9 protein-coding genes and 2 pseudogenes are annotated in these 12134 nt (G+C 67.6%); 5 read left to right on the top strand and 6 right to left on the bottom strand.

The genetic code is table 11. From position 1 onward, the window contains the following. Positions 1-2: 2 nt before the first annotated feature. Positions 3-1490, bottom strand: a complete 1488-nt coding sequence (locus tag WS46_RS03320; protein WP_059689281.1) for a sigma-54-dependent Fis family transcriptional regulator — start codon at positions 1488-1490, stop codon at positions 3-5. A gap of 327 nt (positions 1491-1817) precedes the next feature. Between WS46_RS03320 and WS46_RS03315 the strand changes: the two genes are divergently transcribed. Both WS46_RS03315 and WS46_RS03310 read left to right on the top strand, forming a co-directional pair. After that, positions 1818-3221 carry a GntP family permease gene (locus WS46_RS03315; protein ID WP_059528789.1) on the top strand — a complete coding sequence of 468 codons (1404 nt, stop codon included), beginning with the start codon at positions 1818-1820 and terminating at the stop codon, positions 3219-3221. Between the two features lie 456 nt (positions 3222-3677). After that, entirely contained in the window at positions 3678-3929 is a 252-nt protein-coding gene (locus WS46_RS03310) for a DUF4148 domain-containing protein (protein WP_059689359.1), read from the top strand. Between the two features lie 48 nt (positions 3930-3977). Here WS46_RS03310 and WS46_RS03305 read toward each other — a convergent pair whose 3' ends face one another. Both WS46_RS03305 and WS46_RS36715 read right to left on the bottom strand, forming a co-directional pair. Then, entirely contained in the window at positions 3978-5573 is a 1596-nt protein-coding gene (locus tag WS46_RS03305; protein ID WP_059689280.1) for a thioredoxin family protein, read from the bottom strand. 355 nt (positions 5574-5928) lie between these two features. Further along, positions 5929-6049: pseudogene (locus tag WS46_RS36715) on the bottom strand (GNAT family N-acetyltransferase); the annotation flags it as partial. 317 nt (positions 6050-6366) lie between these two features. On the opposite strand from WS46_RS36715, the pseudogene WS46_RS33350 reads away from it, so the two are divergent. The 3 genes and pseudogenes from WS46_RS33350 to WS46_RS03290 all read left to right on the top strand — a co-directional run. Continuing rightward, positions 6367-6766: pseudogene (locus tag WS46_RS33350) on the top strand (phospholipase domain-containing protein); the annotation flags it as partial. A gap of 238 nt (positions 6767-7004) precedes the next feature. Then, positions 7005-7274 carry a hypothetical protein gene (locus WS46_RS03295; RefSeq protein ID WP_040138862.1) on the top strand — a complete coding sequence of 90 codons (270 nt, stop codon included), beginning with the start codon at positions 7005-7007 and terminating at the stop codon, positions 7272-7274. A 163-nt stretch (positions 7275-7437) separates the two neighbouring features. Beyond that, on the top strand, positions 7438-8430 hold the full coding sequence (locus WS46_RS03290; RefSeq protein WP_059528794.1) for a DedA family protein/thiosulfate sulfurtransferase GlpE: 993 nt from the start codon (positions 7438-7440) through the stop codon (positions 8428-8430). A 66-nt stretch (positions 8431-8496) separates the two neighbouring features. Here the strand turns inward: WS46_RS03290 and WS46_RS03285 are convergent, their stop codons facing one another. The 3 genes from WS46_RS03285 to WS46_RS03275 form a co-directional block, all read right to left on the bottom strand. Continuing rightward, on the bottom strand, positions 8497-9963 hold the full coding sequence (locus WS46_RS03285; protein ID WP_059689358.1) for an OprD family porin: 1467 nt from the start codon (positions 9961-9963) through the stop codon (positions 8497-8499). Between the two features lie 159 nt (positions 9964-10122). Next, the gene (locus WS46_RS03280; protein ID WP_059528798.1) at positions 10123-11145 is read right to left on the bottom strand and encodes an ABC transporter ATP-binding protein; all 1023 of its coding nucleotides are present in this window, start codon (positions 11143-11145) and stop codon (positions 10123-10125) included. Beyond that, a complete protein-coding gene (locus tag WS46_RS03275; RefSeq protein ID WP_059689278.1) occupies positions 11142-12134 on the bottom strand; it encodes an ABC transporter ATP-binding protein in 993 nt (330 codons plus the stop codon). The genes WS46_RS03280 and WS46_RS03275 overlap by 4 nt, the downstream gene beginning before the upstream one ends.

Below are 12134 nucleotides of genomic sequence, written 5' to 3'. Positions count from 1 at the left end.
TGCTACCGGTCGATCCCGAGCGCCGTCAGTTTCTTGTACAGCGTCGCCCGGCCGATGCCGATGCGCGCGGCCGCTTCGACCACCTTCCCGTCGCAGGCCGCAAGCGCGTCGATCAGGAACTGGCGCTCCCACGCGGCCAATGCATCGGTATACGAAACGACCGGCACACCAGGCGCCCCCGCTGCTTCGCCCGCATCCCGGCCGACCGGAGACGGAGCAGCCCGCATGCCTGCCGGCACGGCATCCGTCACCACGCGCACCGGCCCAAGGAACGGCGCGAGCGCACCCGCATCGATCACCGATCGGTCCGACAGCATCAGCGCACGCTCGAGCGTGTTGCGCAGTTCACGTACGTTGCCCGGCCACGGGTACGCGCACAGCATCCGCAGCGCATCGTCGGTCAGTTCGCAGTGCGCAGCGCGACCGTGCTGCGCGGCGAGCTCCTCGAGCGTTGCGTAGACGAGCGCCGCGATGTCGGACGCCCGCTCGCGCAACGGCGGCGCGTGGATCGTCAGCACATTGAGCCGGTAATAGAGATCCGCGCGAAAGCGGCCGGCCTCGACCAGCGCGGGCAGGTCGGCCGACGTCGCGGCGATGATCCGCACGTCGGCGCGCACAATCCGGTTCGAGCCAACCGGTTCGAACTCCTTGTCCTGCAATACGCGCAGCAGCTTGCCCTGCAGCGGCAGCGGCATGTCGCCTATTTCGTCGAGAAACAGCGTGCCGCGATCGGCCAGCTCGAACTTGCCGACGCGTCCCTTGCGATCGGCGCCGGTATATGCGCCCGGCGCCGCGCCGAAGAATTCGGTTTCGAGCAGCGTGTCGGGAATCGCGGCCACGTTGACGGTCACGAGCGGCTGAAGCGCGCGCGCCGACGCCGCGTGAATCGCATGCGCGAGCAGTTCCTTGCCGGTGCCCGTCTCGCCGAGCAGCAGCACCGGCGAATCGACCTGTGCGGCGCGCCGCGCCTGCCGCTTGGTTTCGAGGCTTGCGGCGCTCGTGCCGACGAAACTCGCGAACGTGTATTTCGCACGGCGTGCCTGCGCGAGCGAACGCTGCGTGGCGATCAACTGCTGCTGAAGCTGCACGTAACGGGAAAAGATCGGCGTGAGCGTCTTCAACTGGTCGAACAGTGCGAAGCCGATCGCGCCGACCGTCTCGCCCGTCTCGTTCTTCAACGGCAGGCGCGTGACGACGAGCGGCTCGCGGCCCGTCTCCATGATGTCGAGCAGGATCGGCTGTCCGGTCGACACGACCTCGCGCATCAGGCTGTTCGGAATCACCGCCTCGCAGTCGAGGCCGACCGCCTGCTGCGGATCGGCGAACCCGAAGCGCGCCGCATAACGCTCGTTCATCCACACGACGCGCGCGTCGCGATCGACGACCACCGTGCCCGCGCTCGAATCCTCGAAAGTCTGAAACAGCGACTCTGCGGCGCGCCGCAGCACGTCGCCGTAATTGACGGGCAGGCGGGCCCAGTCGTTCATCATCGTGTCGTTGTCTCCGCGTATGCTTGGCCGGACGTCTCCAGAACGAGACGCAGTATCTCATTTCGGAGACGCCCCGGAATGCCTTGTCCGGGAAAGCCCTGCCCGATTCAGCGGGCGGTCCTGGCGGCCGAATCGTCTCCCGATGGAGACGATTTATGTAGAATCTTCAGACATTGGCCGGCGCGGGCCCGCCGGCCTGCGCCGGATCCACGTCCGGCGGCGCAATCCGGCCGATGGCACGAAACCTGCACGAACCTGAGCCGGTTCGCGGCGCGTCCCGCGATCGAACAACAACCAAAGCCATTCCAAGCTATTAGGAGACTCCCCTTGTCTTTCGTGATCGTCCTCGCCGCGCTGGCGTTCCTGATGTTCGCCGCGTATCGCGGCTACAGCGTGATCCTGTTCGCGCCGATCGCCGCGCTCGGCGCGGTCCTGCTGATCGAACCCGCCGCCGTCGCACCGGTCTTCTCCGGCATCTTCATGGAGAAAATGGTCGGCTTCGTCAAACTGTATTTCCCGGTCTTCATGCTCGGTGCCGTGTTCGGCAAGGTGATCGAGCTGTCCGGGTTCTCCGAGTCGATCGTCCATGCCGCGATCCGCTACATCGGCCGCTCGCGTGCGAATGCGGTGATCGTCGCGGTGTGCGCGCTGCTCACCTATGGCGGCGTGTCGCTGTTCGTCGTGGTGTTCGCCGTGTATCCGTTCGCGGCCGAACTCTATCGCCAGAGCAATATTCCGAAGCGGCTGATGCCCGGCGCGATCGCGCTCGGCGCGTTCTCGTTCACGATGGATTCGCTGCCCGGCACGCCGCAGATCCAGAACATCATCCCGACCACGTTCTTCAAGACGACCGCCTGGGCCGCACCGGTGCTCGGCACGATCGGCTCGCTGTTCATCATCGTCGTCGGCCTCTCGTATCTGGAATGGCGCCGCCGTTCGGCGATGGCAAAGGGCGAAGGCTACGGCACGTCGCTCGTCAACGAGCCGGAGCGCGTCGAAGCGACGGCATTGCCGAACCCGGCGCTGGCGATCCTGCCGCTGATCCTCGTCGGCGCATCGAACTTCACGTTCACGAAACTGATCCCGCAGTGGTACGGCGCCGCGTCGTACACGGTCGCGCCGGACGTGCTGCCGGGCGTGCATACGCCGGTCACGACGTCGATCAAGACCGTCGTCGCGATCTGGTCGGTCGAGGCCGCGCTGCTGCTCGGCATCGTGCTGGTCGTCCTGACCGCGTTCAAGCGCGTCAGCGACCGCTTCGCGGCCGGTTCGAAGGCCGCCGTCGGCGGCGCGCTGCTCGCCGCGATGAACACGGCGTCGGAATATGGTTTCGGCGGCGTGATCGCCGCGCTGCCGGGCTTCCTCGTCGTCAGCGATGCGCTGAAGAGCATTCCGAACCCGCTCGTGAACGCGGCCGTGTCGGTCAGCTCGCTCGCCGGCATCACCGGTTCGGCGTCGGGCGGCATGAGCATCGCGCTCGCCGCGATGTCGGACCTGTTCATCAAGGGCGCGCAGGCGGCCAACATCCCGATGGACGTGCTGCACCGGGTCGTCGCGATGGCCAGCGGCGGCATGGACACGCTGCCGCACAACGGCGCAGTCATCACGCTGCTCGCGGTCACGGGCCTCACGCACCGCGAGTCGTATCGCGACATCTTCGCGGTGACCGTGATCAAGACGCTCGCGGTGTTCTTCGTGATCGCCGTGTACTACACGACGGGTCTCGTGTAAGTCTGCGCATGCGGCGGCGTTCCGAACGCCGCCGCGCCGCGTCCGGCCGCATCGCCGCGGCCGGCGCACGTTCCTTCCTCTGCACGCCAAGGTTGGGCAACCAGCCCTGCATCGTCGAAGCAGGCGGCGCAACGCCGGTCGCGACGCGACGCATCTTCCCGATACCTCCGCATGCAAGCCGGGGCGAATCGACGGGGTTCTCATCCGCCGGCTCATCCCCCGCCCGATCGGAGCCGCACGGTGCCACACCGCCGCGCGGCCCGCACGGCCCGACGCCCGTCACGCACCGCCGTCCGGCACGGTCCGTTCCCGCCATCCATTGTTACCGGCAGCAGAACACTGCGTTGGGCGCGATCGCATTTTTCGCGCGCGCGGCCGGGCCTACACTGCTTTCAACCGCCGCCGCTTCGTCGAACGAAGGCCGGACGCCCAGTTGGAAACATGGAGGTCACGATCATGAAGCGCCTGATTCAAGCAGTTGCCGTTGCCCTGGCCGTATCCGCGCCGCTCGCCGCGCAAGCGCAGTCGAACCCGCCGCTCACGCGCGCGCAGGTTCACGCCGAAGTGAAGGCACTCAAGCAGGCCGGCTTCCAGCCGAGCGACTGGTTCTACCCGGCCAGCATCGTTTCCGCCGAAGCGAAGATCGCCCGTCAGCAGAGTGCCGGGTATGGCAGCGATCAAGGTGCATCGTCGGAGTCGAGCCACTAATCGACGTCATGACGCGGCCGTTCCATCCGGCCGCTTTCTCGCAGGCCATCACGCCTTCACCGGCTCGATCAGTTTCGCGCATGCCGCTGCCTGCGGATCGCCCGCAGGCAGCTTCGCGCACACCCCGTCGAACTGCTTCACGACCGACCTGACCGACGCGTCGTGCGCGCCGCCGCCGCGCCAGCGATTCAGTTGCGCGACGACCTTGGTCAACGCGCGCAGGTTCGCCCCATAAAACGCATCCTTGGTCTTGCCGGCCTGCGCGAGCACGCTCGCGGCGATCGCCTCGATCCGCGCCGAATCGTCCGGCGCCAGCGCGACCGCGTTCGCGAAATAGGTCGCGCCCCAGCGCAGTTTCGTCGCCGGGCCGCTCGCCGAGTCGTACGCCTTCCGGTACCAGTCGAGCGCCGCGGCCTTGTCGCCGCGCGCCTTCGCATTCGCGGCCAGTCCCGACATGAAGTAGTACGGCGTCGACGAACGCGGCAACTCGGCCTTCAGCAAGACGTCGGATTCGTCGTACAGCCCGGCGTCGGTCAGCGTGTCCGCCGCTTCGCTGACGAGCGCCTGCCGCTCGTACGCGTTCGCGGCGCCCCGCACCGATGCCGCGATCTGCTTGCGTGCGGTATCGATCAGCGCCGGCGCGGCGAGCGGCGCGCCAGCGTGCGCATCGTCGCGCGCGAGCAGCACGCGGCCGTGCAGCGCCATCAGACGGTCGATGGACGACAGCGTCGTATCGGTCGACAGGCGCGCGAGCGCCGTGTCGTACGCGCCGCGCAACTTCGTGCGCTGCGCGGCGTCGCCGCCGAGGTATGCGACCACGCGCGCGGGCGCCGCGACGAGCACGTCCGAATCGGCACGCGCCAGCGCCGGCTCGCGCAGCACCGCGCGCAGCGCGTCGGCAAGCGCCGCCTTGTCGAGCGCGCCGGCCTGTGCGGGATCGTCCGATGCCGCGACCACCGCCGACTTCAGCGCGAAGCGCGCGGCGTCCGCCTTCGCGCCGGCCGCACGCGCACGTTGCGACAGCGTCTGCAGCGTCACCGCGACACGGTCGGCCGGCACCGGCAGCGCGCCGTCTGTGTCCCAGGAATAGTCGGCCAGCAGATGCCATTCGGCCGGCGTCAGTGCCGCGCCGTCGTTCAGCGCGGTCGCGAGCGTCTGCCGCACCGGATGCGCGGCCGTCATCCCGAGCGACAGCGCCTGCATGTAGCGGTCGAGATCGGCCTCGCCCGGCAGCCGCGTCACCTCGGTGCCGTCCGGGCGGAACAGGATCATCGTCGGATAGCCGTGCACCTTGAAGCGCTCGCCGAGTTTCTGCGCGCTTTCGGTATCGCCGTCGAGATACACGGGCACGAAGAACGACGAGCGGGTCTTGAATGCCTGCTGGCTGAAGATCGTCGACTTCACCTGGTTGCATGACGGGCACCACACGGCGCCCCAGTACAGCAGCAGCGGCTTGCCGGTGCGCTTCGCAAGCGCGAACGCGGCATCGACGTCGCCCTGTTGCCACGCGATGCCGGGCGGCAGATGCGCGCCGTCGCCCGTCGGGCTCGATACGGCGGCGCCCTGCGGCGCGGTGGTGGCGAACGCCGCACCCGCGGCGGCGAACAGGCAGGCTGCAGTCACGTTACGGAGAACGGTTTTCATCGAGACGGGTTCCGTTGAAAGAGACGGTTGCACGAAGCGGCGAAACGAAAACACGATGACGCGACGAAACGACGAAGGGCATCGACGGATGGCGCCACGCATGCCGGAATCGACCGAGCGCGTCACGCAGGCATCCACAAGTAAAGCCACGACCGGCCGCTGCATGGTCACATCGCGCAGCCGTGCCGACCGCGACGACCGGCAAATCGCTCGACGATACGATTCGCGCGGCCGGTTGAAAACGAACGAATTCTCGAATGGATATGACGTGCGCTTCGTCGACAGCCTCCCGTCATGCCGCCCGGTCCCATGCATGAATGCCCTGTTCGCGCGGGCGTTCGAGCCGCTGCCGTCATTTCTCGCGCGACGTAAACGGATGCTGGAGCGTGTTCATATACACCGCGGGGTGCGACGATGATCTGCCGGATCGCGTCGACGTCGTGCGTCTCGCCGTGCCGGATCGTGATATCGGTCATGACTGGGTGGAGTCGAAGGTATCGGGCCGGGGCATGTCGCCGCGCGAGCGCAACAACACATCGAGCTTATCCGATTTCATGCGAATGAAACATGGTCGACGCACAAGTCTATAACGTTGCACGCGCAACGACATGGCGTCACGTCGCCTTCAGGAAATCGGCAATTTCCTACCGCCATCACTCGCACAAACCGGTAACTTTCGACCATCCCGAAATCCGCACCGCGCGTCGCTTGTTCGTTGCGCACGCAACATCGAGAACGCGACACGCCATGTCATTTCCGCATCACGAACGCACAGCGTGCCGAATCCCGGCAACGGCTGTCGCGCGCGTTGCCATACGAGCTGCATGCGAGCGTGCAGATCGACGCCCGCAAGGGCGCGTCAAGCTGACGTTCGCGAACACGGGCCGCGCGGCAGCGGTGTTCGACATCACGACGAGCCGCACCTCGACCGCGCGCCACGCCGCTACGTCGTCGAACCGGGCAAGGCGCTGCGCGGCGACTGGGCGGCGCTGGCTGACGACGGCGGCAAATATGACCTGTGGATGCTTGGCCCGCACGGCTATCACCATCGCTTCACCGGCGACCTCGCCCACTGGTACGACTTCGTCGTCACCGCCGACAGCGACGCCACCTTCTCGCCCCGCGTGGCCGGCCGCGTCGAAACGGGTCGCCACTCGGTCAGCGACCCGGCGATGGGGCTCACCGGCCGCTTCCGACGGCACTGCGCCCCCCCGACCCGAGCACCGGCCGGGCGCCGAGCGCGGCGAGGTCCGATCCGGCTGAAACGCCCGCCCGGCGCGGCTCATACATCAGAGGGATCGGTGGTGCAGCCCTCATTTCGGGTCCACGAAAATGCTCCGTATTGCCGCCCGTTCGCGTTAAACTTCGTCAAGCTGCATTCAACAACGACATCTTCGCCAATCTGGCACACACGACACGAGGATAGGTTCGATGCGCACAACCGGCTCATCCGGGGCAATGACCCTGCTCACCGAACACGACCCGGCCGATGGCCGCGAACTGCGCTCGCTCAGGCTCGAATCGACCGGCGACGGCAAGAGCGTGCTGCTGATCGAGATCGACGAACGCAAGCCCGGCATTCACCGCGAGGTCCGCTACGAGATCACGCCGGCCGAACTGATCGCGGCGATCCGCTCGCACGGCGCCGAGCTGCCCGGCGAAAACCACGGCGCCGCCTCGCTCGCCCGCACCCCTTCCTGATGTCGAACGGTGAGCCGCGTGCAATGCACTGGCTCACCGTTCTGTCCACATTTCCCTGCCGCCGTCAGGCGCTTTCCGTCATTCCCCTCCGCCCGCTTGAAAATGGCCGATAATCGGCCCATTCGCGTACCTTCCTCACGCGCTCCCTTTTCGGCCAGCCGTCATGCTCCGTGACCTCGTCGCCCAATACGGGCCGCTTCTCGTCTTCGCCAACGTCCTGGCGGCGGCCATCGGCCTGCCCGTGCCGGCGATGCCGACGCTCGTGCTGTTCGGCGCGATGGCCGCGATGCATCCGGCGATGATCGGCTCGCAGCTCCTGACGGTGCTCGCGCTGTCGGTCCTCGGCGCGCTGATCGGCGACACCGTGTGGTACGTCGCCGGGCGGCGCTACGGCGGCACGACGCTGAAGACGATCTGCCGGCTGTCGCTGTCGCGCGATACCTGCGTGAGGAAAACCGAACGCTTCTTCGGCCGCTACGGCGTGCGCGTGCTCGCGGTCGCCCGCTTCATTCCGGGGCTGTCGCTCGTGTCGGTGCCGATGGCCGGCGCGCTCGGCACGCGCTATCGCACGTTCGCCGGCTACGATGCGCTCGGCGCCGCGCTGTGGACGACCGTCGGGCTCGTCGCGGGGCTCGTGTTCTATCGACAGATCGACTGGCTGTTCGCCGGCGCGAGCCGGCTCGGCCGCGCGGTGCTGCTGGTGATCGTCGCGCTGCTGGCCGTCTATGCGGCCGTGCGCTGGATGCGCCGCCGCGCGCTGATCCGCCAGCTCGCGAGCGCGCGGATCGGCGTCGACGAACTCGATCTGCTGCTGCGCGACGCGGCCGCGCCGGTGGTGCTCGACGTGCGTTCGCCCGAGCACCGCAAGCTCGACCCGTTCACGATTCCGGGCGCGCAGTTCGCGGACGAGCGGCACATCGAGGACATCGTCGCGCGCTACCCGTTCTCGCAGAAGTTCGTCGTGTATTGCTCGTGCCCGAACGAAGTGACGGCCGCGCTGATGGCCAAGCGCCTGCTCGACGCGGGCTTCACCGATGCGCTGCCGCTGCGCGGCGGCCTCGACGCCTGGCGCGACACGGGCCGCCAGCTCACGTCGCTGGTGGAAGACATCCCCGCCGCGAACGATCCGGTGGCGGGGTTGCACAAGCCGGCCTGATCGAACTGACCGCAGGCCGGCCGCGCGAGACGAGAAATGCCGAAGGGGGCGTGGCGCCCCCTTCGATCAGAACGCGTGCAGCGGCACGTTCACGACCAGGCGGTATTCCTTGTTGGTCGCGTCCGAGTAGTGCGCGGAACCGTTGTGCCACATCGCGATGAACGTGACCTTCGTGTCCTTCAGCTTGCCGCTCTGGAACGTGTACGACGGGATGAAGCCGAACTCGTGGTGACGGCCCTGCACCGGCGCGCCGTTGCTCCAGTAGATGCTCGACTTGCTCGGATCCGCAGCCGCGCCCGCGCTCGCATCCGCGCCCCAGCCCGTCACGCCCCACACCATCGCCTTGAAGCCCGGCAGGCCCGCTTCCTTGCCGTAGAACGTGTAACGCAGCTGCAGCGACTTTTCGTGCGGCGCGTTGTAGTCGACGTCCATCGAGTTGGTCAGGAAGATGCCGTTGGTTTCGTTCAGGTAGTCGAAGAACTGGTCGCCGAGCACCTGCTGATAACCGAGCAGCAGTTCGTGCGGGCCATGTTGCGCGGCCAGCGACAGGCTGTATGCGTTGTTGTTGATCTTGCCCTGCAGCGCGTCGCCCGTGTCGTGCGTCGAGTAAACGTTACCGAAGCCGGTCCACTTGATCGACTTCGTATCGCCGATGCTGTGCTTCACCGACGCGTAGTACTGGTGCCACACGTCATCGGCCTGGTTTGCGTACAGCGCGACTTCGCCGTCCGGCGAGTAGTCCCACGTGCCGCCGACGTAGGTCAGGCGATTGATGCGCGTGCCGCCATACTGGGTCGTGAGATTGGTGAGCGTCGTGTGGCCGCGCGCGTCGGTCTTCGTGAAGCTGCCGGCCTCGAGCATCACGTTCTTGAACTCGTTGCTGACGATCGTCGCGCCGAGGAACGTCGGCGGCAGCGCGCGGTTGTCGTGCTGCTCCATGAACGGGTTGTCGACGGCCTGCAGACCGTACTTGACCACCGTGTTCGAGATGCGCGCCTTCACGTCGTAGATGCCCGGATAGGCCCATGCAAGCTGGTTCGAACCGCCGCCGCCCTTCGCGATGTGCACCATGCTGCCGGCGCCGGCGCCGCCGTCGAGCTTCAATGCCGCATACAGCGACGCGTCGAAGCCGATGCCGATCAGGCCGGTCGTGTAGCCGGACTCGAAGTTCGCCATCGCACCTTGAACCCACGCGTGACGATGCGGTCCGCCCTTGTTGTCGAGCGTATCCGCATAGTTGCGGAACAGGAAGTTCAGGTGGCTGTCGGCGATGAAGCCGTTCGACTTCGACTGCGCCGAAGGCTCATCGGGCGGCGTGACGGCCTGGTTCGCCTCGGCGTTGATAACGGCGTTCGGGGTCGTTGCCTGCGCAACCGTCGCGCCGGCGGACGGCGCGGCCTGCGCGACCGTCAGCGGTGCGGGGGCCGCGTCGTCGGCGTGCGCGACGCCGCTCAGCGATACGCCGGCAAGCGCAGGCAAGCCCCATGCAAGCAGCATCTTCGATGCCGTCCCGATCGTCTTTTGCTTTTTCATCGTCATTCTCGTCTTGTGTTGATGTCGTCCACGCCGGTTGCGATCCGCTTCCAGCCCCCCGGCGAGCCCGGTTAAGGACGCGCCTTTACCCGCGGCGCGAAGATCGTTCGCGCCGCACCTACCCCTGTTGACCTGCCTGGTTATGTTTGCTGCGTCACTTCATGCCGCCACGCCCGCCCGGATGCACGCGACACGCGCCGCCGAGCCGTGCCGCACTTCCGGCAGCGGCACGTCCTGCGCGCACGCGTCGATCGCGACCGGGCAGCGCGTGCGAAACGCGCAGCCGGACGGCGGGTTGAGCGGCGACGGCATCTCGCCCGCCAGCAGCATCGGACGGCGAGCACGCTCGCGCGCCGGCTCCGGCGTCGGCGCCGCATCGAGCAGCGCCTTCGTGTACGGGTGTTGCGGCACGCCGTACACGTCATGCCGCGTGCCGAACTCCATCACGCGACCGAGATACATCACGAGCACGCGCTGGCTGATGGCCTTCACCACCGCCAGGTCGTGCGCGACGAACAGATAGGACAACGACAGTTCGCGTTGCAGATCGCGCAGCAGGTTCACGATCTGCGCCTGGATCGACACGTCGAGTGCCGAGACGGGCTCGTCGCAGATCACGAGCTTCGGCTCGCCGATCAGCGCACGCGCGATGCCGACACGCTGACACTGTCCGCCCGAAAATTCGTGCGGGTAGCGCAGCAGGTGATGCGCGTTCAGGCCGACCCGCTCGAGCATCGTGACCACGCGGCGCCGCACTTCGGCGCGGCCGAGGCCGGCGTGGTGCGTGACGAGCGGCTCCGCGACGATCTGTTCGATCGTCATGCGCGGATCGAGCGACGCGAGCGGATCCTGGAAGATCATCTGCACTTCGCGGCGCATCGCGGTGCCGCGCAGGTGGTCGGGCGCGACGGCTTCGCCGCGCCAGCGCACCGTGCCTGCCGTCATCGGCACGAGGCCGATCAGCGCACGCGCGAGCGTCGACTTCCCGCAGCCCGACTCGCCGACGAGCCCGACCGTCTCGCCGCGCTTCACGTCGAACGACACGCCGTCGACCGCGCGCAGCGTGCCCTTCGGCGACCACGGATAGCCGCCGAGCGGCACGCGGAAATGCACCTTCAGATCCTCGACGGACAGCAGCGTGTCGCCCGTCGCGCCGGCATTGCGGCGTTCATCGACGCTCATCGCAGACCTCCCGTCAGTTCGGCCAGCGGCCGGTGGCACGCGCGCACCGCGCCCGCGGCGCCATAGGTTTCGAGCGCGGGGCGCGCGGCGCCGCAGCGCTCCTGCGCATACGTGCAGCGTTTCGCGAACGCGCAGCCGGCCGGCGCGGTGCCGGGCATCGGCGGATTGCCGGGAATCGCGACGAGCGGCGCATCGTCGGCGTCGGTCAGGCGCGGCAGCGCGTTGAGCAAGCCGATCGTGTACGGATGCGACGGCGCCGCGAAAATCGATTCGGCCGGCGCGTATTCGACGGTGCGGCCCGCATACATGACCATCACGTCGTCCGCGAGGCCTGCCACCACGCCCATGTCGTGCGTGATCAGCACGATCGCGGTGCCGCGCTCGCGGTTCAGCTCGCGCAGCAGATCGATGATCTGCGCCTGCACGGTCACGTCGAGCGCGGTGGTCGGCTCGTCGGCGATCAGGATTTCCGGCTCGGACAGAAGCGCCATCGCGATCATCACGCGCTGGCGCATGCCGCCGGAGAATTCGTGCGGATACATGCGGATGCGGCGCGCCGCGTCCGGAATGCGCACCGACTCGAGCGCCTCGATCGCGCGCCTGGTCGCTTCCTTGCGCGACAGCTTGCGATGCAGTTGCAGCGTCTCGGTCATCTGCCGCTCGATCGTCAGGAACGGATTGAGCGACGTCATCGGATCCTGGAAGATCATCGCGATCCGGTCGCCGCGCACCGCGTTCAGCGCACGCGTATCCATCTCGAGCAGGTTGTCGCCGCGATAGCGCGCGGCGCCCGTCGTCGTGCCGTTGCCGGCCAGCAGGCCGAGCAGCGCCATCACGGTCTGACTCTTGCCCGAGCCCGACTCGCCGACGATGCCGAGCGTCTTGCCGGCTTCGAGCGAGAACGACACGCCGCTCACGGCGTCGATCGGCGGCGCGTCCTTGCGCGAGAAGCGCACGCCGAGGTTTTCAACTTCCAGCAGTGCAGCCAT

The organism is Burkholderia sp. RF4-BP95 (assembly GCF_001521985.1).
In the GTDB taxonomy this organism is placed as follows: Bacteria; Pseudomonadota; Gammaproteobacteria; order Burkholderiales; family Burkholderiaceae; genus Burkholderia; species Burkholderia diffusa.
The sequence above is the reverse complement of the archived record's forward strand: the minus strand, read 5'-3'. Positions and strand labels throughout refer to the sequence as shown.

What these genes read in the sequence shown, in the direction of transcription:
- WS46_RS03305 (WP_059689280.1), bottom strand. Translation starts at nt 5,573, where the DNA reads ATGAAAACCGTTCTCCGTAACGTGACTGCAGCCTGCCTGTTCGCCGCC.
- WS46_RS03310 (WP_059689359.1), top strand. Translation starts at nt 3,678, where the DNA reads ATGAAGCGCCTGATTCAAGCAGTTGCCGTTGCCCTGGCCGTATCCGCG.
- WS46_RS03295 (WP_040138862.1), top strand. Translation starts at nt 7,005, where the DNA reads ATGCGCACAACCGGCTCATCCGGGGCAATGACCCTGCTCACCGAACAC.
- WS46_RS03275 (WP_059689278.1), bottom strand. Translation starts at nt 12,134, where the DNA reads ATGGCTGCACTGCTGGAAGTTGAAAACCTCGGCGTGCGCTTCTCGCGC.
- WS46_RS03290 (WP_059528794.1), top strand. Translation starts at nt 7,438, where the DNA reads ATGCTCCGTGACCTCGTCGCCCAATACGGGCCGCTTCTCGTCTTCGCC.
- WS46_RS03320 (WP_059689281.1), bottom strand. Translation starts at nt 1,490, where the DNA reads ATGATGAACGACTGGGCCCGCCTGCCCGTCAATTACGGCGACGTGCTG.
- WS46_RS03285 (WP_059689358.1), bottom strand. Translation starts at nt 9,963, where the DNA reads ATGAAAAAGCAAAAGACGATCGGGACGGCATCGAAGATGCTGCTTGCA.
- WS46_RS03280 (WP_059528798.1), bottom strand. Translation starts at nt 11,145, where the DNA reads ATGAGCGTCGATGAACGCCGCAATGCCGGCGCGACGGGCGACACGCTG.